Raw genomic sequence first — 26,430 nt, 5'->3', positions numbered from 1 at the left:
TTTTGTGCGTGCGCGACCGAAACGGCAGAATCAAAAGTGCCCCCAACCCCCGGCCCGCCCCCCCGATGATGGAACCATCGAGGGAGAGGGAGCCATGTTGCGACGCGCACCGTCGCGGCTCGCCGCGTGGTTGGTGGCGATCGCTTTCACGCCCGCCGCATTCGCGGCCACCGTTCCGGTCCACTACGGTCTCTTCGGCAACGTCCACGTCGCTTCACCCGTCGGCGAGCCCAGGCACACCATCGTCTTCCTCTCGGACAAGGACGGCTGGAACGCGCGTGCCGAGTCGCTGGCAACGGCATTGAGCGCCGACGGCGCACTCGTGTTCGGCATCGACTATCCCGCATACCGGAAGGAAATGGAGTCGATCAAGAACGACGCCTGCCATTTCCCCTCCGCCCACATTCAGGAAATGAGCGACTGGATGCAGAGGGACCGCAAGCTGAAGAATTTTTCCTATCCGCTGCTGATCGGCGACGGCGCTGGCGCCGCGTTTGCGTACGCGGTCGATGCGCAGGCACCGAAGGGCACGTTCCGCGGGCTCGTCACCCTGGGCTGGGACTTCTCGCTGCGCTTTCCCAAGCCGCTGTGCAAGGGCGATGCCGGCGAGATGTCCGCAGCCGACGGCAACGGCAGGTTCCGCATCGTCGCGGTGGGTGCCCTGCCGAACCGCTGGCTGCCGCTGCCGTTCGCCGATGGTGCGCGCGCGGATGGCGCGCTGTCGGCGCTGGAAGCGCTTTGGCGCAGGCTGCCGCGACCATTGCGCGCGGACACGCACGAAGACGCCGGGGCGCAGTTGAATGCAGACGTCGCCTGGTTGACCGCACCGGCCGCGATTGCGAAACCGTTGCCCGCCGACGTTGCCGACTTGCCGCTGGTCGAGGTTGCCGCGCAGGGGACGTTCGCCGAACGCATCGCGATCATGCTTACCGGCGACGGCGGCTGGGCGGGCCTCGATGTCGCCGTGGCGGATCAGTTGGCCGCTCGAGGTATCGCCGTCGTCGGCCTCAACACGCTGAAATTCTTCTGGCAGACGCGCACGCCGGCGGAAGCGGCCGATGCGGTGGCGCGCATCATCGGCCACTACGGCAACGAGCACCCGGCGGCGGATTTCGTCGTGATCGGCTATTCGTTCGGCGCGAGTCTCGCGCCTGTCGTCGTCAACCGCGTGCCTGACAACACGCGCGCCTTGATCGCCGCGCAGGTGCTGATCTCGCCCGACCCCGAAGCCGTGTTTGAAATCCACGTCGGCGACTGGTTCGGCTCCACCCGGCACGACGGCGCGCTGGCGATCGCCCCCGAGATCGCGCGCACCACGGTGCCGGTGATCTGCGTGCATGGCGCCGAAGAAGGCGCCGACAGCTTCTGCGCGACGCTGACCGGCAAGCCGAATGTCACCGACGTTGCGCTGCCCGGCGGCCATCACTACGACGGCGACTACGACGCGCTCGGCGCGCGCATCGCCGCAAGCTTGCCGGCACGCGGCGCCGATCGCCACTGACCCACGGCCCCTGATGCGCTGGCGGGCTGTCTTGATACACCACCGTGTAAGACGTATCATGGAAACCAGCTTACATTAGTTAGGGCCTTCCATGGAAACCGTGGTTCTTTCCTCCAAGGGGCAGCTCGTCATTCCTGCCAGCGTGCGCGGCGCCTTGCGCTTGAAGGCGGGCAACCGCTTGGGAGTGACCATCGAAGGCGGCAGCATCGTGCTCAAGCCGGACAGCGGGCCGGCGTGGAAGCCGTTGAATCCGACGGGAGCGAGCCTGAGCGCCGTCGAATTGTCGCACCCGGTGGACTTGAAGCATGAAGCCCGTCGCCGTTGATACGAATATTCTCGTACGTCTGGCGACCGGCGACGATGCACGGGAATATCGCGTTGTTTCCGAATCGCTGGCAACTCGCCCCTGGCGAGTTTTCCCCACCGTGATTCTGGAAACGGAATGGGTACTTCGTTCCGTCTACGGCTACTCGCCAGCACAATTCTCCGACTTCGTTGAATGGATGGACGCCAGTGGACGCATCGTCCTGATGGACACCGACACTGTACGTGCGGCCGTGTCGCATCATCGCGCAGGTCTGGATTTTGCTGATGCACTGCATATCGCACAGACCAACGGGGAACCCTTCCTGACCTTGGACAAGGCGCTGCGGCGCAAAGCGGCCAAACGCGGCTTGCGCGCCAAAGGCGTGGCGATTGCCTGAGAGCGCCGTACAAATGGTGTTTTCCCCCGACCCCGAAGCCGTGTTCGAGATCCACGTCGGCGACTGGTTCGGCTCCACCCATCACGACGGCGCGATTCCCATTGCACCCGAGATCGCGGATACGAAAGTGCCGGTGATCTGCGTGCATGGCGCCGAAGAAGGCGCCGACAGCTTCTGCGCGACGCTGACCGGCAAGCCGAATGTCACCGACGTTGCGCTGCCCGGCGGCCATCACTATGACGGCGACTACGACGCGCTCGGCGCGCGCATTGCCGCGAGCCAGCCACCGCGAACCGACGGCACGCACTGATCATGCATCTGACCGATTCACTCTGGCAGGACGCACAGCGCGCGCTCGTGCGCGGCGACCAGCGTTCCGCCGCCGCCGCGCTCGAAGCCCTGGTCAAGCTGATGCCGGCATTCACGCCGGCGCACCTGACCCTGGGCGGCATCGCGCATGCGCAAGGCAGGTTGCGCGACGCGACGCGGCATGCTCTCGATGCTGCGACGAAACTGCCCGACGACGCCGACATGATCGGCAATGTCGTCAACGCGCTGCTGATGGTCGGCGAAGTCGTCATGGCGCGCGCCTGCCTTGCGCATCCGGCCATCGCGCGCTGCCGCATCGGCGCGGTGCTTGCGCGGCTTGCCGGCATGCAGCAGATGCTCGGCGAGCACGCCGCGGCACTCGCCCTGCTCGATCGTGCGCGCGCGGCGGGGTTGAACGATGCGGACCTGAGCTATCTGCGCGGCGTGCAGCTCACCTTCAATGGCCGCATCGACGAAGCCGTCGTCGAACTCGAGCGCTGCCTCAGGCTCGGCCCGAGCTACGGCCGCGCCGTGGTCACCCTCGCACGCCTGTCGAAGCAGACCGCCGAACGCAACCACCTCGACTACATCCGCGCGCAGTTGTCGCACGTGCCGCGCGGCAGCGAGGACCATGCGGCATTTGAATTCGCGCAATACAAGGAACTGGAGGATCTCGGCGACTACGACGAGGCCTGGCGAGCGCTCGAACGCGGCAACGCGGTCATGTACGCGCGGCTCGGCCACGACATTGCGCGTGAGCGGGCACGCATCGACGCGCTGATCGCGCGCTGCCCGGCCGAATTCGTGAACGCACCCGGCACGGTCGCGCACGCGGGTCCGCAACCGATCTTCATCGTCGGCATGCCGCGCTCGGGCACGACCCTGCTCGATCGCATCCTCGGCAACCACAGCCAGGTGATTTCGGCCGGCGAACTGGGCGATTTCGCCCGTCAGATGCGCTGGGCGGCGGACCATGTGACCGTGCAGCCGATCGATGAGACGATGCTGGAGCGCGCGCCCCGGCTGGACTATGCCGAGATCGGCCGGCGCTACCTCGCGCAGACGCAATGGCGCGCGCGCGGCAAGGCGTGGTTCATCGACAAACTGCCGATCAACTACGTGCAGGCCGGATTCGTCGCGCGCGCGCTGCCGCAGGCGCGCATCCTGCACATGACGCGCGCGCCGATGGACGTCTGTTTCTCGAACTGGCGCGCGTTCTTCGGCGGCGGCTACGCCTACAGCTACGATCTCGGCGCGTTGGCCGCACAGTACGCGGACTACCGGCGCGTGATGGCGCACTGGCACGCGGTCATGCCGGAGCGCATCCTCGATGTGTCGTACGAGTCGTTGACCCGCGATCCGGCACAAGTGGCGCGCGCAGCATTCGATTTCTGCGGACTGCCGTTCGAGGCTGCGGCGCTCGATATCGGCCGCAACACCACCCCGGTCGCGACCTTGAGCGCGATGCAGGTGCGCGGCGGGATACGCAGGCGCGAGGATGCCGAATGGGCGCCGTATGCCTCGCAACTGAATCCGCTCGCGGCCGGCATAGAAGCACTGCCACGCTGAAACTCCGCTCGGCGAAACGCAGCCATCGGCGTTCCCCCGAAACCCAATGAAAAAGGGCCGGCGAAAACGCCGGCCCTTTGTAAACGCGGATCGCGTGTTCGCCTGCTTACTTCTTGCTGCCGCCGAAGTGCACGTCCATTTGCAGCCAGACGATGCGACCGAGGCCGTTGTAGCTGTAGAAGTCGAAGTACGGCCATGCAGAGAACGTGTTGTCCCGCGGCGGACGTGAGTCGAAGATGTTGTTGGCAAGCAATGTCATCGAAGCATCATCGCTGAAGTTGTACTGGATCGATCCGTTGTAAGTCATCCACGGACCAACGGTGCCGGTGCCCTTGTAGTTGAAGGTCTTGCCGGTACGCGTTCCGATGGCGGAGAAGCTCCACGCACCGATATCCCATTCAACCGAAGCATTGCCGATGTTCTTGAACTGATTGCCGTAGCCGTTGTAGCGCAGCACATCGGTGGGTGGATCCAATGGCGAATCCTGCTGGCTGTGTGTGAACTGGTTCGAATAGCTCGCGCCGAGCTTCACGTCGCCAAACCGTCCAAGCTCGACCTTGTAGGCGAGGCTTCCGAGCAGGCTGGCGATGTGCTCGCTTGCTACGTTGATCGGGAACGTGGTCACGCTGATCAACGTGCCCGCACCCAGATTCGCAGTCAATGGCACACGGTCTACACGACCGGTGAAGTCCTTGCACCGGGCGGAATTCGGATCGACCACCGTACCGTCGCTCTGATGACCGATAAGACAGTCCGCCTCGATGCGCGAAATCGTATCGGCATCGTACAGATTGACCTTGTTCTTCAGACGAACATCGATGTAGTCCAGCTTGATGTTGAAGTTGCTGGTCGGAGACCAAACGAAACCATAGCCCCAGGATTTCGAAGTGATGTACTTCAGGTTGCGATCACCGCCGTTGAACAATTCGATCTGTGTACTTTGGTATTGCGCGGGGCACGTCGTACTGTCGAAGTTGTCGCCGCCAATCTTTCGGCAGTTGTAGTAATCCGTGACGCTCGTGTACGCCTTGCCGTTCGAGGCAAATACCTGGCCGATGTCCGGAGCCTTGAACGCGGTTGCGTAGTTGCCACGCACCAGCAGCGTGTCGATCGGACGGAATTCCAAACCGAGCTTGTAGGTGAACTTCCCTTGCGAGCTGTAGCCGGTGTCGTAGCGGTCGTAGCGACCGGAGAGGTCTGCCGTCAACTTGCTGAACAGCGGCACGTTGAATTCGAAGCCTGCACCCTGGTGGTCACGCGTACCGTGCGAGGAAGTGCCGCCCAATCCGAAAAAGTCTCCATTTACGATGCGTGGATCCAGCGGGTTGTCGATCGCCTGATCGCCGAATTCGACGAGGCCTGCGAAACCGACCGAACCGGCCGGCAGGCTGAACAGGTCGGTATTCGTCACCGTCAGATTCGCAGTTTGCGAGTGCGTGCTCGAATTGCTCGTGTTGTCGGCCGAGAAAGCCTGGAAATCGGCCGGGGTGATTGCTCCCCAGAAATGCCCTTGCTTGCTCAAGTGATAGGCGGGGTAGCCATAGCCATACGGATCAGTACCATCTTGCGGGCCGAGGAAGAAGGCGTTGACCTTCGCGGTCAGCGGACGGCGCTGACGGTAGTAGGTGTCGTTTTCCGAGCGATGGAAGTAGGCGTCGTAGTTCCAGTTCGACGAACCGAACGTGCCGCGCGCGCCGAAATTGACGACATAGGAGTGTGTGAGGAATATCGGGTTGGCGACGCTGCCAATTTCTTCCGGCGCGAAAATATGCTGGGCGAGATTGAGCAAGTGCTTGCTGTCGATGTCGTAGAAATAGCTGCCGCCGCCTGAGCCGACGCCATAGCTCCAGAACGGAGAGGCATTGCCGCCCACGGCGTAACTCGTCTTGCTGAACCCGTACAGGAAATCGCCATACAGTTGCGTCGTATCGTTCAGCTCATAGGTGGCATTCAGATAGCCGTTGGCGTTTTTGTTCTGAGGCCAAAGGGTGCCGAGACCGATACTGGTCAAACTGCCGCAGTAGTTGCCGGAACCCGGACGCGTACGATACTTCTCGTCGCCGTAGAAGAGGTTGCTGATCGCAGCGCAAGTCGCCGCGCCGGGATCCACATATTTGTTGGTGAAGGCGTCCCGGACCACGCGGTCACGCGAAGCCAGCGGAGGCTTGCCCTTCAGGGTGGGATCATCGGCCAGACTGTCGAGATAGTCGCGCTGTTTCGCATAGACGGCATTCGAGTTCTCTAGCTGCAATGCAAAGAGAACATTGAGCGCACCCCAGTTCTTGCCTCCCGACAATTCGAGCTTCTGCTGCTGTCCACCACCTTGGGTGTAGCCGCCGACGCGGAAGCGCAGGTCCACGCCCTCGATGTGCTGCTTGGTGATGACGTTGACAACACCCGCGATAGCGGAGGACCCGTAAATTGCTGATTGGTTGCCGGGCAGGATATCAATGTGGTCGACCAGCATCGTCGGAATATTGCTCAGATCCACGAAGTTGTTCGTGAATCCGTAGCTGAAGGGATATTCCGAGATCGGCCTGCCATTGAGCAAGACCAGGGTAAAGCTCGGGTCGAGGCCGAGAATGCTGACGGTATTCGCCGCCGGGGAAAAGCCGTTGGTCACCTGGCTATTCAGCACCGCACCGTTTGCTACGGGCATGGAACGCAGGGCGTCGTACACGCTCTTGAAGCCTTGGCGGTTCATCTCATCGGATGTGATGGAGATCGTCGGAGAGGCCGTTTCTATCTGCGCGCGCGGAATCAGTGAACCAGTGACCACGACGCCCTTCAACTCCGTGGTTTCCTTCTTCTTTTCCTGCTGGTCGTCGGCGCTCTGCGCCATGGCGCTGCCGACCGCAAGGCTTGCATACAAGCCCATGATGATGGACGAGACGAGTACACGCTGCTTCATGTTGTTCCCCAACAGAAATGGTACGAAGCCGGGCATTTATCTTGCCGACCCGGCGCATTGAGTGGGGGCGCGGCTATTTTTGCAGGCATCGCCGCAACCCGCGGCCAATCGGCGAGACGCCGATCTGCCCGGCAAGAAACGACGCTGGATGGCCGGCACCCGTGGCCCGACCATAACAAATGGTTAACTTTACTGTCAATTTCGTGAAGCAAACTTCATCCTTGTAAATTCCTTGCCGCTTCTCGAGGAAAAGGCGACGTCGCGAACCCGCCGCCATATCTGTGCAGCACGCGTCTGCGCGGCTAGAATCGGAGTCGATCCATATGTGGGCGGATGTCGGCACGGCCCAGGGAAGGCTTGAAAAACTCCGTAGCGGAATTTTTCGCGGGCGCTGGCGGGTGCTGCACGAAAGGGTGATGCTCGTTCCATTTTCAGTTTTCCAAAGAGGGTTAGCCATGCGAATTCTTCTTGCCACGACCGTCCTTTCTTCGGCGCTGCTCGCCGCCTGCGGTTCGTCCGCCCCGCCGCCGCCCGCCCCGGTGGTCGCCCCGATCGCGAATGCGGTGACCGGCACGGTCAGCCTGATCGAGCCGCGCGAGCTCAGCGACGCGGCCAAGGTCGATGTCAAGGTGTACGACGTCTCCCATCCCGAGATCGTGCTCGCGCAGACGACGATTCCGAATGCGAACAAGTTGCCGTTGTCGTTCAGCCTGCCGATCGACACGGCCAAGGTCGATCCCAAGGGCATTTACGCGCTCGACGCGATCCTGACCGACGGCGACCGGCGCTTCCTGAAGAAGCTCGAATACCAGGTCCTTACCGACAAGGCGCGCACAGCCAAGGTCGACGTGCAGCTCGCGCCCGAGCCGACACCGGCGGAAAAACTGTTCGAAGAATACAAAAAGGCCGCCGCGCAGACCGGCAACCTCAAGCAGGTCAGCGGCAAGTACTCGAACGACAACTTCGGCACCGCGTGGGATGCGTTCCTGTCCAACGGCAAGGTGAAGTTCGTGCGCGAAGTCACCGACGCCTACGACGACAGCGGCCGCACGACCTACAAGGCCGCCTACAAGGACGACAAACCGTGGGCGATCGTGCGCGAATCCTCGCCGGTCGGCTCACGCCAGGTGTTGTCGAGCACGCGGGTGGGCTGGGGCGACGACGGCAGCCTGGTGCTGCACGAAAAAGTTGTCAACGGCCAGACCAGCGACGTCTCCGAGGCCGACGCCAAGGCAATGAAGGCGCATGCCGAGGCCGCACTCGACGTGGCCCAGGGTCATGCGCCGAAGCCGCAGACCGGCGCGCAGACCGACGAAAAGGCAAAGAAAGGCGCGCCGGCGAAGAAGCACCGCTGACACGGCACCCAAACTGCAATTCAAACCCCTCTCCCTCGATGGGAGAGGGGTTGGCAAGGGGTGAGTCGAAGCCGACGGCATCTGCGACGCCCTCTCCCTCTCCCGGTACGCTGCGCGCGCTGCCCCTCCCGCAAGGGGAGAGGTAGCTCAGGCCGGCCATCGCTGTCCCGCTACGATCTCCGCGCCTTTGCGAACGCGTCGGCAAACGCGTTGTTCGCCGGTGTGGCGGCAACCGGTTTCGCAAGACCACCGCGATTGTTGGGTATCGGTCTCGCGCCGCGCGGATCGCGTGCCGCGCCGGTATCACGCGCCGATGCGCGCCCCTGCGCGTCGGCGCCGACAGGATCGTCGAGCCGCATCGTCAGCGCGATGCGCTTGCGCGGCAGATCGATCTCGAGCACCTTGACCTTGACGATGTCGCCGGCCTTGACCGCCTCGCGCGGATCCTTGACGAACCTGGTCGACAGCGCCGAGATGTGGACCAGGCCGTCCTGGTGCACGCCGATGTCGACGAAGGCGCCGAACGCGGCGACGTTGGAGACGCGGCCCTCCAGGATCATTCCGGGTTTCAAGTCCCTCATGTCCTCGATACCGTCGGCGAACTCCGGCATGTGGAACGCGGGGCGCGGATCGCGGCCCGGCTTTTCCAGTTCCTTGAGAATGTCGCGCACGGTCGGCAGGCCGAATTTCTCGTCGGTATACTTTTCCGCCTTGAGCGCGCGCAGGAAGGCGATGTCGCCGACGATCTGTTTCACCTCGCGACCGCTGTCGCCGACTATGCGCTCGACCACCGGATAGGCTTCCGGGTGCACGCTCGACGCATCGAGCGGATTGTCGCCGTTGGTCACGCGCAGAAAGCCGGCGCATTGCTCGAACGCCTTGTCGCCGAGGCGCGGCACTTTCCTGATCGCCGCGCGCGTGCGGAATGCGCCGTGCTCGTCGCGGTACTTGACCACATTCTCGGCGACGCTCGCGGAGAGGCCGGCGACGCGCGACAGCAGCGCGCTCGACGCGGTGTTGACGTCGACGCCGACGCCGTTGACGCAGTCTTCGACCACGGCGTCGAGCGAACGCGCCAGCTTCACCTGGTTGACGTCGTGCTGGTACTGGCCAACGCCAATGGCCTTCGGTTCGATCTTGACCAGTTCGGCGAGTGGGTCCTGCAGGCGGCGCGCGATCGACACGGCGCCGCGCAGCGACACGTCCATGTCGGGGAACTCGTTGGCCGCGGTTTCCGAAGCGGAGTACACCGACGCGCCCGCTTCGCTGACCACGATCTTTGCGAGCTTCAGGTCGGCATGCTTCTTCATCAACTCGCCGGCGAGCTTGTCGGTCTCGCGCGAAGCCGTACCGTTGCCGATCGAGATCAGGTCGATCTTGAACTGCTTGCACGCGGCAGCGAGGTAGGCGATGGACTTGTCCCATTCGTTGCGCGGCTCGTGCGGATAGATCGTGCCGGTGCCGAGTACCTTGCCGGTGGTCTCGACGATGGCGACCTTGACCCCGGTGCGGATGCCGGGATCCAGGCCCATGACGACCTTGTGCCCGGCCGGCGCGGCCATCATCAGGTCTTTCAGATTGCTGCCGAACACGCGGATCGCCTCGTCCTCGGCGGCCTCGCGCGCGCGGCCGAACAGGTCGAGCGTGAGCTGCAGCATCAGCTTGATGCGCCAGAGCTGGCGGCAGGTTTCGCGCAGCCAGGCATCCGCGGGACGGCCGCGGTCGATGATGTTGAAGTGTGCGGCAATGCGGCCCTCGCCTTCGGCGTGACCTTGTTCGACCTCGACGCCAGGTTCGAGATCAAGATCCAGAAAGCCTTCGTTGCGCGCGCGGAACAGCGCAAGCAGACGATGCGAGGGAATCGTCTGGATCGATTCGACGTGATCGAAGTAGTCGCGGTACTTCACACCTTCGACTTCCTTGCCGGCGACGACCCTGGCGCGGATCTGCCCTCGCGACCACAACCACTCGCGCAGCTCGCCGATCAACGCCGCGTCTTCGCTCATCTCTTCGAGCACGATCGCGCGCGCACCATCGAGCGCGGCCTTGGCGTCGGCCACGCCCTTCTCCGCGTCGATGTAGACGGCAGCGAGCGCCTCGGGTGTCTCGGCCGGATTGGCGCGCAGCGCATCCGCCAGCGGCTGCAGGCCCGCGTCGCGCGCGATCTGCGCCTTGGTGCGGCGCTTCGGCTTGTACGGCAGATACAGGTCTTCGAGGCGCGCCTTGGTGTCGGCATCGAGGATCTGCGCCTTCAACTCGTCGCTCAACTTGTTCTGTTCGGCGATGCTCGCGAGCACCGTTGCGCGGCGCTCCTCCAGTTCGCGCAGATAGCGCAGGCGCTCTTCGAGCAGGCGCAGCTGCGTGTCGTCCAGACCACCGGTGACTTCCTTGCGGTAGCGCGCGATGAACGGCACGGTCGCGCCTTCGTCGAGCAGTTGCACGGCCGCATTGACCTGTTCGGGCCGAGCGGCGATTTCCTGGGCAATCCTGGTTTCGATATTCGACATACGCTGTTGCTGCAACGACTTTCCATACGAAGGGATGCCATTGTAGGCGCGCGCGCAGGCTTGCAATCCAGCGCAGTTTTGTGAATCGGATCGTGCTTCTCTCCTACAATGGCAGCTTCGAAGGGACGCGCGGAAACTGCCGAAATGTTCGAATTTCGCCCAAGACAGAATGGACACGCGACGATCCTGGCGACGGCTTCCCTGCTCGCCTGCACGGCGCTTCACGCCGACGATGGCGCCGATCGCCGCCTGCAATGGAAGCTGACGCCGTCGTACTACGACAATTCCGACGGCACGCATGCCTACGATGTGAACCTGCGCGCCGACTTCGGCGACCAGCGCGTGTGGATCGGAGACTACCGCGACTCGCAGGGCTATCACCAGTCGCGTGCGGGCTTCGATGCGGTGACCCAGGTCGGCTTCGTCAACCTCGATTTCTCCGGGCAGTACGCGACCGGCGGCTTCTGGGGCGGCTCGGTCACCACGCAGATTGGCAGCGACGACAACTACGCCATCGTCGGCTGGGGCCGTACCAACCTGCACGCCTACTACAACCTCAACTTCGATCCGAACGACGCGATCACCGCGGGTTTCGGCACGAAGGTGCTTGCGCGCGGTCTCGAAGCGCAGCTCTACCACATCTGGGACGACCGCCTGACCACGCGTCAGCACGTCACGCATCTGCTGCTGCGCTACGCGATCGACGATGGTTCGCGCTGCTCGCTCGATTTTTCATACAAGCATGGCCTCGCCGATCCTGAGACCTATGTGCATGGCTATGCGATCGCAGCGACCTATGCCTGGCATCACGCGTTCGCGCGACTCGCTTACGACCAGCACGCGAATTTCAATCTGCCGAACCAGAAGCGCCTGTCGGTCGGTTTGTTCTTCTGATTTTTCGTGCGGGAGCGATCAGGTTTCTGCGCCCACCACGGCTTCGTACAGCAGCGGCAACAGGTTGAGCGCGATCAGTGTCGCCGAAACGATGCCGCCGACAATGACGACGGCAAACGGCCTTTGCGTCTCCGAGCCGATGCCGTGCGAGAGTGCCGCCGGCAACAAACCGAGTCCGGCCATCAGCGCCGTCATCAGAATGGCGCGCAGGCGACTTGCCGCGCCTTCGAGCACCGCGTCTTCCATCGCGTGACCTTGCGCGCGCAAGGCGACGATCTGCTCGACCATGATCACGCCGTTCTGCACCGAAATGCCGGCGACGGCGATGAACCCGACCGCCGCGGAAATTGATAGATGCAAACCGGCCAGCGCGAGCCCGGCGAGGCCGCCGATCAGCGTGAACGGCACCGTGGCCAGGATCAGCAACGCCTTGCGGATCGAACGGAATGCCCAGAACAGCAGAATGAAGATGCCGACCAGCGACAGCGGCACGATGATCATCAGTCGCGCCGTCGCACGCCTCTGGTTCTCGAACTGTCCGCCCCAGGCAATGCGGTAACCGCCCGGCAATTTCACTTCGTCGGCGACGCGGCGCATCGCCTCGGCGACGAAGCTGCCCTGGTCGCGACCGAGCACGTTGACCTTGATCGCGACGATGCGGCTGCCCGACTCGCGCAGCACCTTCGCGGCGCCCTGGCGCTCCTCGATGTGTGCGAGCTGGCCCAGCGGCACCGTGCCCGCCCCGCCGGGCAACGACACCGGCAACTCGGAAACCTTTTCCACCGAGTTGCGGTAAGCCTCATCGAGGCGCAGGGTCACATTGAAGATGCGGTTGCCTTCGTAGAAGTTGCCGGCGACGGCGCTGCCGAGGGCGGTTGCAACCGTTGTCGCCGCGTCGTTGACGTTGATGCCGTAGCGCGAAAGCGCGGCGCGATCCAGGGTGATGTCGAGCTCGGTCTGGCCGCCGATCTGGATTTCCTCGACGTCGGCCGAACCTGGCACCTGGCGCAGCACGGAAGCAATTTCCCCGCCCTTGGCTTGCAACACGTCGAGGCTGGGGCCGGACACCTTGACCGCGATCTCGCCTTTCACGCCCGACAGCGCTTCCTCGACGTTGTCCTCGATGTATTGCGAGAAGTTCGTCGGCACGCCGGGCATGGCGTGGATTTTTTTCTCCATATCGCGGATCAGCGCGTCCTTGTCCGCACAGCATCTATCGACATCGGGCCATTCGCCGCGCGGCTTGAGGTCGGCCATGATCTCGATGTTGTTCGGACCCTTCGGATCGGTGCCATCGTCCGGCCGGCCGGTCTGGGTGATGACCTGGGTCACCTCGGGATACGAGAGCAAAATCTTGCGCACATGGCGCTCGACTTCCTTGGTCTTGGCCAGCGCGGTCGACGGCGGCAGATCGATGGTGAGCCAGATGTTGCCCTCGTCGAGCTTGGGCAGGAACTCGCTGCCGAGCAACGGCGCCAGCGCGAGGGCGACGAGCAGCAGGCCAATCGCGGTGCCGATCACGAGCCGGGGGTGGTGCGCCCAGCGGCCGAGATCGCGACGATACCTGTCGCGCAAGCGTTCCATCCACGCGTCGTGCTTTTCCTCGAGTCCCGGTCCACGCGTGGCCCACGACAGCAGCGCCGGCACCAGCGTCAACGTGAAGATCACCGCGCCGGCGAGCGCGAACGTCAGGGTCAGCGCCATCGGCGCGAAAATTTTTCCTTCGACACGCTGGAAGGTGAAGATCGGCAGGAAGGCGAGGATGATGATCGCTTTCGAGAACAGGATCGGCGAGCCGAGCTGGGTCGCAGTTTGCGCGAGCACGGCATGGCGTGATTCGGCCGTGGCCTCGCCGCGCACCGCATCGAACGCGAGCCGCACCATCAGCGCCTCGACCAGCACGACGGCGCTGTCGATCATGATGCCGAAGTCGACCGAGCCGAGCGAGATCAGGTTTGCGTCGATGCCGCGCAGGCGCATGAGCAGGAACGCGGTCAGCAACGCGAGCGGAATCACGCTCGCCACGATCAGCGCCGCACGCCAGTTGTGCAGGAAGATCAGCAACACGGCGATGACCAGCGCGGCGCCGACGCAGAGGTTCTCGCTGACCGTGTCGACCGTGTGGTTGACCAGCGTGGTGCGGTCGTAGATCGGGCGGATGCTGACGCCGGGCGGCAGCTGTTTCTGCACTTCGGCGATGCGCGCCTTCAGCGTCGTGATGACCTTGGCCGGGTCTTCGCCCTTGGTCATCACGACGATACCTTCGACCACGTCGTCCTGGCGGTTGTAGCCGACGATGCCGTAGCGCATCTGCGTGCCTATCGTCGCTTCGCCGATGTCGCGCACGAGCACGGGCTGGCCACCGAACACGGCCACCGGTACGCGGCCGACGTCGTCGATCGTCTGGTACAGGCCGATCGCGCGCACGACGAGGTCTTCATCGCCGCGCTTGAGCAAACCACCGCCGGTGTTGACCGAGTTCGCCTGCAATGCCGCGCCGACCTGTTCCAGCGAAAGGTTGTACTTGCGCAGCAGGTCGGGGTGCACGTGCACCTGGTATTCGCGGATCGCACCGCCGAAGCCGTTGATGTCGGCGACGCCGGGCACCTGACGCAAGGCAGGTTCGATCGTCCAGTCCTGGATCGCGCGCACCTCGTCGAGCGGCATGTCGGCCGGTGCCTCGACGATGTAGCGGTAGATCTCGCCGACCGCGGTCGACAGCGGCGCGAGCTGTGGCTGGATGCCGGTCGGCAGGGTGATCTCCGAAAGCTTTTCGAGCACCTGCGCGCGCGCGAAGTAGTCGTCGGTGCCGTCGGCGAAGGTCATCGTGACGACCGACAGGCCGGTCATCGAGATCGAACGCAACTGGGTCAGCTTCGGCACGCCGTACTCGGTGCGCTCGATCGGCAGGGTCACCGCGCGCTCGACCTCCTCCGGAGCCTGCCCCGGCACGAGCGTGATGATCTGCACCTGCACGTCCTGCACGTCGGGGAAGGCCTGGACGGGCAATCCACTGAACGCGTACATGCCCGCGATCGCGACCATCAGCGTGATCGCGGCGACGAAGACGCGCTGCTTCAGGGCAAAGTCGACGACTGCTTTCAGCATGACGGCGCGATCACTCGGCCTGACCCAGCTCGGCATTGAGCAGCACCGCGCCGCGCGTGACCACGCGCTCGCCGGCCTGCAAGCCGGCCGTGACGTAGGCGACGCGCTCGCCGATCACGCCGAGCCGCACTGCTCGGCGCTTGAGCGTGCCCGGCGCCTCCTCGACAAAGACATAGTGGTGCAGACCGATGCTGACCAGCGCCGAGTCCGGCACCGCGATCTCCTTGCGCGCGTCGTCTTCGAGCGGGCTGATGCGCGCGAACATCTCCGGCTTGAGGCGCGGATCCGGCTGCTCGACCTGGGCGCGCACGGCGATGCGGCGCGTCGCCGGATCGAGCGCGGCGCCGACGTAGATGACGCGCCCGGCGAAATGCTGGTCCGCGATCGCATCGACATCGATGCGGATGTTCTGGCCATTGTGGACCTTCGCCATATCCTGCTCGGACAACTCGAAGTTCACCCACAGCTTCGACGGATCGGTGAGGATGAACAGCGGATTTGCCGCACCAGGCTGCACTTCTTGGCCGGGATTGATCGTGCGGTCGACGACGATGCCGGCGATCGGCGCACGCAGCGCGTAGCGCGTGTCGTTGCCGGTCGGATCCAGGTTCTTCAACACACTCTGCGCGCGATCGAGCTCGGCCTGTGCCTGGCCCAGATCGGCTTCGGCGCCTTCGAGATCCTTGCGTGCGAGCACGCCGAGACCGGCGAGTTCCTTCGTCCGCGACAGCGCCTTCTGTTTCATCGCAAGGTCGGCCTGCGCCTTGCGCGCGTCGGCGCGCGCCTGGGCGAAGTCGGGCGAATTGAGCCAGGCGAGCACGTCCTTCGCCTTCACCGCGGCACCGGCCTTGGCAACAAGTTCGGTGACGCGGCCCGTCACCGGCGAGAACACGCGCACGGTCACGTCTTCGTCAAAGGCTAGCTTGCCCGGCAATGCCTGCGTCGTCGGTGCGGCGAGTTCCTCGACCGGCGCGATGTCGAGATAGCTGAGCTGCTCTGCGCCTACCTTGTAGTGCAAGGTGTCGTTCGCGACTGCTGGTTTCGGCGCATCGACCCGCGTCTGCGGCTTCGAGCGGAACAGCCAGAGCGCGCCGAGCAGGAGCGCAAGCGCGAGCACCGTCGCGCCGGCAATCTCGATCGGAGTTTTCGCAAACGGTTTCTTCACGGTGTCGTTCCCTGATTTTCGTCGGGCACGGCCGCAGCCAATGCGGCGAGCGCCTCGGCAAAGTCGGCATGCGCGTCGGTGGCGTCGTCCTGCGTTGTCTTGAGCGAGCGCCGTGCATCGAGCAGGTCGGCAAGTGCGAGGCCGCCACGCGCGTAGGCGGTCTCGACCGTCTTCTCGGTGGAAAGCGCGCGCTGGATCAGATCGCTGTCGTAGCGGTGCGCCCGCCGTGCCGCAGCGCGCAGTTCGGCGCGCGCACGGTGCACGTCGGCGAGCGCGGCCACGCGCACGCGTGCGAGATTCGCTTTTGCCGCATCGATGTCGGCGCTCGCACGCGCGATCTCGCCCTTGTATTGGCTGCCGGTGAAGATCGGCACCGACAGGCCGACACCGAGCAGGGTATGCCCGACGGTGGGCGCCGCCGGCGGTACCGGATTGTGCTCATACTGGCCGCTGATCGTGATGTCGCGCGCCGTTTGCGCGTGCGCGAGCCGCAGCGCCGCGTCCGCACCGTTCACGCGTTTCAGCGCGGCAAGCATGTCGGGGCGGCGCGCGAGCACGGTTTCGGCGGGTTCGCTCGCGCCATCGAGGTCCAGCCTGGGGTCGAGTGCTCCGGCCGCGCGCGGCCAATCGTCGCGCGCCGACAGCTCGCCCGATTGCGCGGTGACATCGATCAGCGCAGCGAGCGCAACCTGCGCGTCGCGCAGGGCACCGAGCGTCGAATCCACCGCGTTGTCGGCGGCTGCGGCATCGATACGCATGCGTTCGACATCAAGCCGCGGCATGTCGCCGACACGCAGGCGTTGCTCCGAAGCTTCGATCGAACGATGCTCGATCGTTGCAAGCGTCTGCGCATTTTTATACTTTTCCTCCGCACGCTTGAGTTCCCAGTACGCCTGGGTCACGGCAAGACGCTCGCCGCGCACGCTGTCGGCGTAGTCCGCGTGCGCCGCATCGGCGTTCGCCTCGGCCTGGTCCAGCCTGTACCTGCGCTTGCCGCCACGCTCGAACGGCTGCGACAGGCTGACGACCGTGTCGTAGCTCTTGTTCCAGAAGTCGCCGGAGCCGTTGTGCCCGGCCGGGTTGATCTTGCCCGTCGACCAGGACAGTGTCGCGTTCGGCCGCTCGCCCGCGCTGATCTTGTCGGCCAACGCCTGGTCGACCGCAGCTTGCGCCGACTGCAGGTTCGGGTCGCGCGCGCGCATGAGCTCAAGCGCGCGCTTGAGGCTCAGGTTCGCCTCGACGACGGGTTGCGCAACCACCGCACTGGCGACGGCAAGCAGTGAGCCGAGCGGGAAGAGGCGAAGCGCAAGGAGGATCGTGCTTCGGCGCATGGTGGATGGGTAACCGCGATTTCGGCCCGATGCACTGCCGTACGCGGGAATGCCTAGCCTCGGGGCGCGCACGATACCGGATCAAGCTTGCAACAGCCTGACGGTGGCGCGGGGACGAAAGGCGAAGTGCGGCCGAACCTAGGCGACGCGACGCTGACCGCGTTTCAGATGCACGAGCAGCAGCGAGATCGCCGCAGGCGTGACGCCGGCGATGCGCATCGCCTGACCGACCGTCTGCGGCTGCACCGAGCGGAGTTTGTGCATGACTTCGGCGGACAGGCCATGCACCTGCGTGTAGTCGAACGCCGCCGGAATCGCGGTGTCTTCGTGCCGGCGCTGGCGTTCGATTTCCTCGTTCTGACGCTCGAGGTAGCCCGAGTATTTCGCCGTGATCTGCACCTGTTCGGCGACGCCGGCGTCGGCGACGCCGGGCCCGAGCGCCGGCACGTGCATCAACCGCGCGTAGTCGAGCTCGGGGCGGCGCAGCAGATCGAGAGCGTGCGTTTCGCGCGAAAGTTCGATGCCCAGCGTCGCATGGATTTCGCGGCCGAGCGCGTTGCCCGGCGACGCCCAGACCGCTTTCAACCGTGCGCTTTCGTTCTCGATCGCCTCGCGCTTGCGCCGGAACGCATCGTAGCGCCGCGCGTCGAGACTGCCGAGTTCGAAACCCTTGTCGCACAGGCGCAGGTCGGCGTTGTCCTCGCGCAGGTTGAGACGATACTCGGCGCGCGAGGTGAACATGCGGTACGGCTCGCGCGTACCGTTGGTGATCAGGTCGTCGATCAGCACGCCGATGTAGGCCTCGTCGCGGCGCGGCGTCCACGACTCCCTGCCCTGCGTCGAGCGCGCGGCGTTCAGACCCGCGATCAGGCCTTGCGCGGCGGCCTCCTCGTAGCCGGTCGTGCCGTTGATCTGGCCGGCGAAGTACAGCCCCTCTATCGCCTTGGTCTCCAGCGAGGCCTTGAGGCCGCGCGGGTCGAAGTAGTCGTATTCGATCGCATAGCCAGGCCGTGTGACATGCGCGTTCTCGAGCCCCTTCATCGACCGGACCAGTTCAATCTGCACATCGAACGGCAGCGAGGTGGAAATGCCGTTCGGGTAGAACTCGGTGGTGCCCAGGCCTTCGGGTTCGAGGAAAATCTGGTGCGAAGCCTTCTCGGCGAAGCGCACGACCTTGTCCTCGATCGACGGACAATAGCGCGGGCCGATGCCCTCGATCCTGCCTGTATACAAAGGTGAACGGTCGAGGCCGGCGCGGATGATCTCGTGCGTGCGCTCGCAGGTGTGCGTGATCCAGCAGGCCAGCTGGCGCGGATGATCCGCGGCTTCGCCCCAGAACGAGAACACCGGCATCGGCGTGTCGCCCGGCTGCTCCTGCAGCTCGGAGAAGTCGATGCTGCGGCCGTCGAGGCGCGGCGGTGTGCCGGTTTTGAGCCGGTCGACCGCGAGCGGCAGCTCGCGCATGCGCGCGGCGAGACGTTGCGCCGGCGGGTCCCCCGCGCGGCCGCCCGCGTAGTTTTCAAAACCGATGTGGATCTTGCCGGCGAGGAAGGTGCCCGCCGTCAACACGACGCAGCGCGCACGGAAAGTCAGGCCCATCTGGGTGACCACGCCAGTCACTTTCTGCCCTTCCAGGGTCAGGTCGTCCACGGCCTGCTGGAAGATGGCCAGGTTCGGCTGGACTTCGAGGCGTTCGCGGATATCGGCCTTGTACAACGCGCGATCGGCCTGGCAGCGCGTCGCGCGCACGGCCGGACCCTTGGAAGCGTTGAGCGTGCGCCACTGGATGCCGGCGCGGTCCGCGGCCTGCGCCATCGCACCGCCGAGCGCGTCGATTTCCTTGACCAGATGTCCCTTGCCGATGCCGCCGATCGCGGGATTGCAGCTCATCTGGCCGAGCGTCTCGATGTTGTGCGTGAGCAATAGCGTGCGCGCGCCAAGGCGCGCGGAAGCCAGCGCTGCCTCGGTGCCGGCGTGACCGCCGCCAATCACGATGACGTCGAATTGCGGGTCGAAATTCATGCGGATCGGGCGCGGGGCGCGCTCTTTCTTCCGTTGATCAAAAAGGAATTATATCAGTGGCCAATTGGCATGATCCCTGCTTCTACTCGCGAGCACTTCGAAAGACCGCACAGCCGCCGCTTCAAGCGCGCTGACAATTGGGCTCAGGGGCCGATTCGCGAAAACTCGAAGGACGCAGCAAGGAGTAGCGAAGGGCTTTCAGGAAGAAAGGCTGGCGCCCGGCGGTCTTAGGAACAGGGGGAATCCAAGAGGACCGTATGCCGGGCGCCAGTAACCCTATATTCTGCAGCGGGATTTCCGCCTCAAACCTCTGGGAGCAAAGCCCAGCGACCCCACTGTGCCCGTAGCATAGCTCGGGACATGCTATAAAAACGTGAAGACTTCCACAGCGTGGCGAATCGGCTCGCGCCGCCCCTGCCCCCTTCGCAATTCGTCCAATCCTGACCTTCCACGTCACCTTTGGCGGAATCTTCGCGGTTCCCGACACGTGGAACCGCGGAAATTGTACCTTGGCGCGTTCAAAACAGAAAATTCCGTGACGCAGGCGTCAGAACGGATTGGTGCCGGCGTCATTTCCCCAGAAAGGCGTTCAGTTGGCACGGTGATTGCTTCTCACCAATGCACCCGATTCCGGGGCCGAAGAACTCGCAGGGGGATGTCATGTTGAACGAACAACACGCCAGCATCAGCAGTGTGCAATATCTGCGGCACGACCTGATGATCGAATTGGGACGCCTGGAAATGGTGATGGAAGACTACGACCAGTACGCGACCGACAACGACAGGCAGATCACGATCGAGAATCTGCAGAACAAGTACACACACGTCAGCGCCGCATTGAACAAGCTGCCGCTGGACCGCTGAAACTGCGCCAGCCGCGAGCGTCCCGTCACGCTTGCGGCGCAGCGCACGAGGCTGCCGCGCGATCAGGTTATGATCGCGCCCATGCCAGAATCAATCCAATCGCCGCCGTCCGCAATTGCGGCTTTTCCCGGCTTCGCCGACATCGAACACGCCGCGCAGCGCATCGCCATGCATGCGGCGCGCACTCCCATCGTCGGCGCGCGCAGCATCGATGCACTCGCTCGAACATCGCTCGCGTTCAAGTGCGAGAACTTTCAGCGCACCGGCGCGTTCAAGTTTCGCGGCGCGTGCAATGCGGTCTGGTCGTTGACCGACGCCGACGCCAAGCGCGGTGTGGTCACGCACTCCTCGGGCAATCACGGCGCCGCGCTCGCGCTCGCCGCACACACACGCGGCATCCACGCGCACGTCGTCGTGCCCGAAGGTGCGGTGAAGTCCAAGCTTGCCGCGATCGCGGCCTACGGCGCGACCCTGCACTATTGCGCGCCGACGATCGCCGCACGCGAAGCCGCGGCGGCGAAGGTGCAGGCGGAAACCGGCGCCGAACTCGTGCATCCCTATACCGACGTGCGCGTCATCGCCGGCCAGGGCACGGCCGCACTCGAGCTGCTGCGTGAAGTCGGCGACCTCGATGCGCTGGTCGCGCCGGTCGGCGGCGGCGGCCTGATCGGCGGCAGCGCGATCGCGGCCAAGGCCCTCAACCCCGGCATCGAAATCTACGCAGCCGAACCCGCGGGCGCCGCCGATGCCTGCGAGTCCCTGCGCCGCGGCACACGCGTCACCGACATGGTGCCGGACACCGTCTGCGACGGCCTGCGCGGCATGATCGGCGAAATCAACCTCGCCTTGCTGCGCGATAACGGTGTGCGCGTGCTGACGGTCGAGGATGCGCAGACGATCGCGGCGATGCGCCTGATCCTTGAGCGCATGAAGATCGTCGTCGAGCCCTCATCGGCGACCGCGCTTGCCGCCGTGCTCGCCCATCCCGGGATTTTTCACGGGCGCCGCGTCGGCATCATCCTCTCCGGCGGCAACGTCGATCTGGATCGACTGCCTTGGCCCTGAAGCACCATTCGGAGGACACAATGAGCGAACTGCTGGAACGCAAGACCGATACCAGCGCAACGCTGATCCAGCGCTACTACGCCGCGTTCAACGCCGGCGACTGGCGCGGCATGCTCGGTTGCCTGGACGAGGAGATCGTGCACGACATCAACCAGGGTCGGCGCGAAGTCGGCAAGCCGGCGTTCACCACCTTTCTCGCGCACATGGAACGATGCTACCGCGAACAGCTGCACGACATCGTCGTGATGGTCAGCGCCGACGGCACGCGGGCAAGCGCGGAGTTCGTGGTGCACGGCGAATATCTCGCTACCGACGAGGGCCTGCCGCCCGCGCACGGGCAGAAATATGTTTTGCCCGCGGGTGCATTCTTCGAGGTGCGCGACGGCAGGATCGCGCGCGTGACCAACTACTACAACCTGCCGGACTGGACCGCTCAGGTGGCCGGATGACCATGGAACCCGGGCCCCTTACCCGCTGCCGCTGGGTCGAAGGCGGCAACGATCTCTACGTGCGCTACCACGACGAAGAATGGGGCGTGCCACTGCACGACGACGCCAGGCTGTTCGAGTTCCTCGTGCTCGAAGGTGCGCAGGCCGGGCTGTCGTGGGCCACGGTGCTGAACAAGCGCGAGGCGTATCGCCGCGCGTTCCATGATTTCGATATCGCCAAAGTCGCGCGCATGACCGACGCGGCGCTGGAAAAGCGCCTGCTCGATCCCGGCATCATCCGCAACCGGCAGAAGATCTGGTCGGCACGCAACAACGCGCGCGCAACGCTCAAGGTGGTCGGAGAATTCGGCAGCCTCGATGCGTACTTCTGGTCATTCGTCGACGGCAAACCGATCCGCAACCGCCGGCGCGGCCACGGCGAGGTGCCGTCGCGCACCGAGCTGTCCGACCGGCTCAGCCGCGACCTGCAAAAGCGCGGCTTCAACTTCGTCGGCTCGACGATCGTCTACGCGCACATGCAGGCGACCGGGATGGTCAACGACCACCTCGTCTCCTGCTTCCGCGAAAGCGAAGTTTGAGTCGCGGATTGCGCACGCGGATGTGCGACCCTGATCTGCCCTTCGCGCAGGAGTCCGCGCGATGCACTACCTTCGCGAACCGCGCAGGCGCTCGATCGGAAAACTCGCGATTTCACCGCCGCCGCGTCCGCGGCGCGGCTGGCCGGAGTCCGGCGCCCACGCGTGCGCGTAGATGACTTCGTAGGTGGCGGGCAGCAGACCATCGCTGCGGAAAGCCTCGTACGCCGCGACCGCCCGGCGATGACGCGAACGCCCGGTGAGGCCGCGCGCGCGCTGCGGATCGGCATTGGTCGCACCGATCGCCTTGAGTTCGCGCATCAGCGTCGTCGCATCATGGTAGGTCAGCGTGAAGTGCTCGCCGTCAAGCACCGGATCGCGGAAGCCGGCATGCATCAGCGCATCGCCGATGCGGGCGATGTCGGCGAACACGTTCACACGCGGCGCGCGGTCGACTTGCGCCCATGCGGCGCGCAGCTCGCGCAAGGTGTCGGGGCCGAACGTCGATACGGCGAGATAGCCACCCGGACGCAGCACGCGGCGGAACTCCTCGAACAGTGCCGGCAGATCATCGATCCACTGGATGCACAGGTTTGAGAACAGTACATCGACGCTCGCCTCGGCCAGCGGCAGCGCGCGCGCGTCGGCGTTCACGCGCGCGAGCGGACGCAGCCAGTTGGGCTTCACGCGATCCAGCATCGGCAAGGCGACATCGAGCGCGATCACCTGCGCGCCTTTCCAGCGCGCGCGCATCGCCTGCGCCGCATGACCCGGACCGCAGCCGAGGTCGAGCACGCGCGCGGGCACCGCGGCCACGTAGTCGAGGCGTTCGAGCAGGCGTTGCCCGACTTCGCGCTGGAGCACGGCGTTCGCCTCGTAACTCGCCGCGGCACGGCCAAAGGCATGACGCACCTGGCGCGCATCGAACGGCGGCGTCATGGCCTCGGCAACCTCTGCGCGAAGTCGCCGATGGCTTGCGCGACGTTCGTGGCGTGACTGAGGAACGGCGCGTGCCCCGACGCAATTTCCACAAATCCACTTTGCGCACTTTGTGTCGATGCCCAGCGCATTGCCGCGGACGGCACGAGCCGGTCGCGGCGCCCGCCGATCCACAGGCTTGGCATCGCCAATTGCGCAAGCGCGGCACGCAAGTCGCTGGTCTCGAGCATGTTCAGACCGCGTTCGAGCACGTCAAGATCCGGCTCGCCGTGCGCGAACACGAGCGTCTTCAATTCGCGCAGTTCGGCCTGCGCATTCGCCGAACCCAGGGTTTCCAGCGCAAGGAAGCGTTCGATCGCGTCACGATAGTTTTCGCGCAACCCGAGCGCGAACTGGGCGAACACGGCGAGATCGACGCCGAACTTCCAATCCTCCGCGTTGACAAAACAAGGTGAAGCAGCGATCTCGACCAGCCCACGCACTTGCGCGGGCCGCGCTCGCGCGGCCTGCAGCGCGACGAGACCACCCAACGACCAGCCAACCCAGATCGCCGCCGGCGTCGCATCGAGCACACGTTCGGCCCAGATGGCGAGATCGCACGTACCCGCATCGCCGCGGCTGAAGCCGTGGCCCGGCAGGTCGACCAGATGCACGCGGAAGTGTTCGGCGAGCAACGGCGTCAATGGCGCGAAGATGCCGCCGTGCATGGCCCAACCGTGGATCAGGACGAGGTCGGGACCCGAGCCGACCGTTTCGATATGCAGCATGTTTTTCAACGATCCTTCTTCATCGCGCGCCGCGCATGCGTGATCGCGCGCGCGAGGGCATTCAACAGTCTTTCCACGTCGGCTTCCTCGTGCAGCGCAGAAAACGTCGCGCGCAGCCGCGCCTTGCCCTGCGCCACGGTCGGCGGGCGGATCGCCGGCACGAAATAGCCGTCGGCCTCCAGTCGCTGCGCGGCGATCAGCGCCGCGCGGCTCGCGCCGACCAGCACGGGCTGGATCGGCGTGCGCGAATCGAGCAGCTCGATGCCGCGCTCGCCCGCGCCGTGGCGGAAATGCGCGACGAGCCGATGCAATTTGGCGCGACGCCAGTCCTCGAAACGCGCGATGTCGACCGCGGCGCTGGCCGCGGCCGCCAACGCCGGCGGCATCGCCGTGGTGTAGATGTGCGTGCGCGCGAATTGCACGAGGCCATCGATCAGCGCCTTGCTGCCGGCGACGAACGCGCCGCCGACGCCGAGTGCCTTGCCGAGCGTCGCCATCAACACCGGCGCGTCGTCCTGCTTCAGCTTCGCCTCGACGAGGCTGCCCGCGCCTTCGTCACCGAGTACGCCAAGGCCATGCGCATCGTCGACCATCAGCGTTGCCTGCTGCGCCTTGCCCAGGGCAGCAAGGTCGGCCAGCGGCGCGACGTCGCCGTCCATGCTGAATACGCCGTCGGTGGCGAGCAGTGCCGCGCTGTCCGCGCTCGCTTCGAGCTGGCGTTTCGCACTGGCGAGATCGGCGTGCACGTAGCGCTTGAGCGTCGCACCGGATAGGCGTACTCCGTCGATCAGGCTGGCGTGGTTGAGTTTGTCCTGCACGCAGACATCGCCTTCCGCGAGCAGCGCCTGCTGCACGCCGAGATTGGCCATGTAGCCGGTCGAAAACAATAGCGCGCACTTGCGCCGCGTCCACGCGGCAAGCTTGTCTTCGAGTGCCTCGTGCTCTTCGCGATGGCCGCCGAGCAGATGCGCCGCGGTCGCGCCGACGCCCCACTGCTTCGCCGCGCAGATCAGCGCTTCCTGCAAGGCTGGATGCTGGGCGAGGCCGAGATAGTCGTTGCTGGCGAAATTGAGTAGCGTCTTGCCATCGATCTGGATGCGCACGCCGTCGACCGCCTCGACCTTGCGCAGGCGACGCAACAGGTCTTGTCGGGCACGTTCGACTTGCGCCGCGGCGAGACGCTCGATGATACCGGGGCGAGTCATGCCTCTATCTTCCCTTCTCCCATCGGGAGAGGGTACCCGGAGGGCGGATGAGGGAGGGGCTCTGCAATTTGTGGCGCCGTAGGATGCTGCAAGGCTCTTCCCTCATCCGGAGCTTCGCGCCATCTTCTGCCGATGGGGGAAGGGAAGCTTACGCGGCCTCGATGATGTCCGCATGCACCGTACCCGGCTCGAGTTCCACCCGCATCGGCGCAATGCCGAGCCGCGCGAACAGCGCCTGGTCGTGCTCGACGTCGGGGTTGCCGGTGGTCAACAGTTTTTCGCCGTAGAAGATCGAGTTCGCGCCGGCGAAGAAACACAAGGCCTGCAACTCGTCGCTCATTTCGGCGCGACCGGCGGAGAGGCGTACCATCGAGCGCGGCATCAGGATGCGTGCCACCGCAATCGTGCGCACGAACTCGAACGGATCGAGCAACGTCGTGCCATTCAACGGCGTGCCCGCGACCTGAACCAGATGATTGATCGGCACCGACTGCGGTGGCTCGGGCAAGTTCGCCAGCGTGTGCAACAGGCCCGCGCGCTGCTCGCGCGATTCGCCCATGCCGACGATGCCGCCGCAGCAGGTCTTCATGCCCGCCGTGCGCACGTTTTCCAGCGTGTCGAGGCGATCCTGGAATTCGCGCGTGTGGATGATCTCGCCATAGAACTCGGGCGCGGTATCGAGATTGTGGTTGTAGTAGTCGAGCCCGGCCGATTTCAGTTTCGATGCCTGCGGCGCGCTGAGCATGCCGAGCGTGGCGCAGGTTTCCATGCCGAGCGCACGCACGGCGCCGATCATTTCGGCGACCTTGTCCACGTCGCGATCCTTGGGCGAACGCCAGGCTGCGCCCATGCAGAAGCGGGTCGCACCGGCGGCCTTGGCTTGCCTGGCCTTCTCCAGCACCGCATCGAGCGACATGAGTTTCTCGGCCTTCACCCCGGTGGCGTAGCGTGCGCTCTGCGGGCAATAGGCGCAGTCTTCCGGGCAGCCGCCGGTCTTGATCGACAGCAGGGTCGAGACCTGCACCGCGTTCGCGTCGTGATGCGCGCGATGCACCTCGTGCGCGCGCGCAAGCAGGTCGTTGAACGGCAGGGCGAACAGGGCAAGCGCTTCACCGCGGCTGACGCGCTCGCCGGCCGGCAGGGTTTGGATCGTGGCTGACATCGGGAATATCGGTTTGGGCGTAGACTTT

At 64.9% G+C, this 26,430-nt stretch carries 21 protein-coding genes; 11 read left to right on the top strand and 10 right to left on the bottom strand.

Annotated features, from left to right (window positions below; all coding sequences use genetic code 11):
- Positions 1–94: 94 nt before the first annotated feature.
- The 5 genes from AC16HO_RS11365 to AC16HO_RS11345 all read left to right on the top strand — a co-directional run bounded on the left by AC16HO_RS11365 (position 95) and on the right by AC16HO_RS11345 (position 4,083).
- Complete coding sequence (locus AC16HO_RS11365; protein ID WP_395643238.1) at positions 95–1,501, top strand: AcvB/VirJ family lysyl-phosphatidylglycerol hydrolase; 1,407 nt, start codon at positions 95–97, stop codon at positions 1,499–1,501.
- A 91-nt stretch (positions 1,502–1,592) separates the two neighbouring features.
- Positions 1,593–1,826 (top strand): AbrB/MazE/SpoVT family DNA-binding domain-containing protein, encoded by a 234-nt coding sequence (locus tag AC16HO_RS11360; RefSeq protein ID WP_395643239.1) that lies wholly within the window; start codon positions 1,593–1,595, stop codon positions 1,824–1,826.
- Positions 1,807–2,205, top strand: a complete 399-nt coding sequence (locus AC16HO_RS11355; protein ID WP_395643240.1) for a type II toxin-antitoxin system VapC family toxin — start codon at positions 1,807–1,809, stop codon at positions 2,203–2,205. The genes AC16HO_RS11360 and AC16HO_RS11355 overlap by 20 nt, the downstream gene beginning before the upstream one ends.
- A 13-nt stretch (positions 2,206–2,218) precedes the next feature.
- A complete protein-coding gene (locus AC16HO_RS11350) occupies positions 2,219–2,515 on the top strand; it encodes an AcvB/VirJ family lysyl-phosphatidylglycerol hydrolase (RefSeq protein ID WP_395643241.1) in 297 nt (98 codons plus the stop codon).
- A 2-nt stretch (positions 2,516–2,517) separates the two neighbouring features.
- Positions 2,518–4,083, top strand: a complete 1,566-nt coding sequence (locus tag AC16HO_RS11345; RefSeq protein ID WP_395643242.1) for a tetratricopeptide repeat-containing sulfotransferase family protein — start codon at positions 2,518–2,520, stop codon at positions 4,081–4,083.
- 106 nt (positions 4,084–4,189) lie between these two features.
- Here the strand turns inward: AC16HO_RS11345 and AC16HO_RS11340 are convergent, their stop codons facing one another.
- Positions 4,190–6,994 (bottom strand): TonB-dependent receptor plug domain-containing protein, encoded by a 2,805-nt coding sequence (locus AC16HO_RS11340; RefSeq protein WP_395643243.1) that lies wholly within the window; start codon positions 6,992–6,994, stop codon positions 4,190–4,192.
- A gap of 455 nt (positions 6,995–7,449) precedes the next feature.
- On the opposite strand from AC16HO_RS11340, the gene AC16HO_RS11335 reads away from it, so the two are divergent.
- The gene (locus AC16HO_RS11335) at positions 7,450–8,349 is read left to right on the top strand and encodes a YbaY family lipoprotein (protein WP_395643244.1); all 900 of its coding nucleotides are present in this window, start codon (positions 7,450–7,452) and stop codon (positions 8,347–8,349) included.
- 170 nt (positions 8,350–8,519) lie between these two features.
- Here the strand turns inward: AC16HO_RS11335 and AC16HO_RS11330 are convergent, their stop codons facing one another.
- Positions 8,520–10,856 carry a Tex family protein gene (locus AC16HO_RS11330; RefSeq protein WP_395643245.1) on the bottom strand — a complete coding sequence of 779 codons (2,337 nt, stop codon included), beginning with the start codon at positions 10,854–10,856 and terminating at the stop codon, positions 8,520–8,522.
- Between the two features lie 144 nt (positions 10,857–11,000).
- On the opposite strand from AC16HO_RS11330, the gene AC16HO_RS11325 reads away from it, so the two are divergent.
- Positions 11,001–11,750 carry a hypothetical protein gene (locus AC16HO_RS11325; RefSeq protein ID WP_395643246.1) on the top strand — a complete coding sequence of 250 codons (750 nt, stop codon included), beginning with the start codon at positions 11,001–11,003 and terminating at the stop codon, positions 11,748–11,750.
- Positions 11,751–11,768: 18 nt separating this feature from the next.
- On the opposite strand, the gene AC16HO_RS11320 is transcribed toward AC16HO_RS11325, so the two are convergent.
- The 4 genes from AC16HO_RS11320 to mnmG form a co-directional block, all read right to left on the bottom strand.
- Positions 11,769–14,858, bottom strand: a complete 3,090-nt coding sequence (locus AC16HO_RS11320) for an efflux RND transporter permease subunit (RefSeq protein WP_395643247.1) — start codon at positions 14,856–14,858, stop codon at positions 11,769–11,771.
- A gap of 10 nt (positions 14,859–14,868) precedes the next feature.
- The gene (locus AC16HO_RS11315; RefSeq protein ID WP_395643248.1) at positions 14,869–16,023 is read right to left on the bottom strand and encodes an efflux RND transporter periplasmic adaptor subunit; all 1,155 of its coding nucleotides are present in this window, start codon (positions 16,021–16,023) and stop codon (positions 14,869–14,871) included.
- On the bottom strand, positions 16,020–17,354 hold the full coding sequence (locus AC16HO_RS11310; RefSeq protein ID WP_395643249.1) for a TolC family protein: 1,335 nt from the start codon (positions 17,352–17,354) through the stop codon (positions 16,020–16,022). The genes AC16HO_RS11315 and AC16HO_RS11310 overlap by 4 nt, the downstream gene beginning before the upstream one ends.
- A gap of 138 nt (positions 17,355–17,492) precedes the next feature.
- Positions 17,493–19,376 (bottom strand): tRNA uridine-5-carboxymethylaminomethyl(34) synthesis enzyme MnmG, encoded by a 1,884-nt coding sequence (gene mnmG / locus AC16HO_RS11305; protein WP_395643250.1) that lies wholly within the window; start codon positions 19,374–19,376, stop codon positions 17,493–17,495.
- Between the two features lie 660 nt (positions 19,377–20,036).
- Between mnmG and AC16HO_RS11300 the strand changes: the two genes are divergently transcribed.
- The 4 genes from AC16HO_RS11300 (at position 20,037) to AC16HO_RS11285 (ending at position 22,332) form a co-directional block, all read left to right on the top strand.
- Positions 20,037–20,240 (top strand): hypothetical protein, encoded by a 204-nt coding sequence (locus AC16HO_RS11300; protein WP_395643251.1) that lies wholly within the window; start codon positions 20,037–20,039, stop codon positions 20,238–20,240.
- Positions 20,241–20,321: 81 nt separating this feature from the next.
- Positions 20,322–21,305, top strand: coding sequence for a pyridoxal-phosphate dependent enzyme (locus AC16HO_RS11295; protein WP_395643252.1), 984 nt, complete (start codon positions 20,322–20,324; stop codon positions 21,303–21,305).
- Positions 21,306–21,334: 29 nt separating this feature from the next.
- The gene (locus tag AC16HO_RS11290; protein WP_395643422.1) at positions 21,335–21,754 is read left to right on the top strand and encodes a ketosteroid isomerase-related protein; all 420 of its coding nucleotides are present in this window, start codon (positions 21,335–21,337) and stop codon (positions 21,752–21,754) included.
- On the top strand, positions 21,751–22,332 hold the full coding sequence (locus AC16HO_RS11285; RefSeq protein ID WP_395643253.1) for a DNA-3-methyladenine glycosylase I: 582 nt from the start codon (positions 21,751–21,753) through the stop codon (positions 22,330–22,332). The genes AC16HO_RS11290 and AC16HO_RS11285 overlap by 4 nt, the downstream gene beginning before the upstream one ends.
- A 66-nt stretch (positions 22,333–22,398) precedes the next feature.
- Here the strand turns inward: AC16HO_RS11285 and bioC are convergent, their stop codons facing one another.
- From bioC to bioB, 4 genes are all read right to left on the bottom strand, one after another.
- On the bottom strand, positions 22,399–23,268 hold the full coding sequence (gene bioC, locus AC16HO_RS11280; RefSeq protein WP_395643254.1) for a malonyl-ACP O-methyltransferase BioC: 870 nt from the start codon (positions 23,266–23,268) through the stop codon (positions 22,399–22,401).
- Positions 23,265–24,032 carry a pimeloyl-ACP methyl ester esterase BioH gene (gene bioH / locus AC16HO_RS11275; RefSeq protein ID WP_395643423.1) on the bottom strand — a complete coding sequence of 256 codons (768 nt, stop codon included), beginning with the start codon at positions 24,030–24,032 and terminating at the stop codon, positions 23,265–23,267. Before bioH ends, bioC begins: the two co-directional genes overlap by 4 nt.
- Before the next feature lie 8 nt (positions 24,033–24,040).
- A complete protein-coding gene (gene bioF, locus AC16HO_RS11270) occupies positions 24,041–25,240 on the bottom strand; it encodes an 8-amino-7-oxononanoate synthase (RefSeq protein WP_395643255.1) in 1,200 nt (399 codons plus the stop codon).
- Positions 25,241–25,388: 148 nt separating this feature from the next.
- A complete protein-coding gene (gene bioB / locus AC16HO_RS11265) occupies positions 25,389–26,402 on the bottom strand; it encodes a biotin synthase BioB (protein WP_395643256.1) in 1,014 nt (337 codons plus the stop codon).
- Positions 26,403–26,430: the final 28 nt, after the last annotated feature.

It is taken from the genome of Rudaea sp. (genome assembly GCF_057139185.1).
This window is presented reverse-complemented; position numbering and strand designations above follow the sequence as displayed.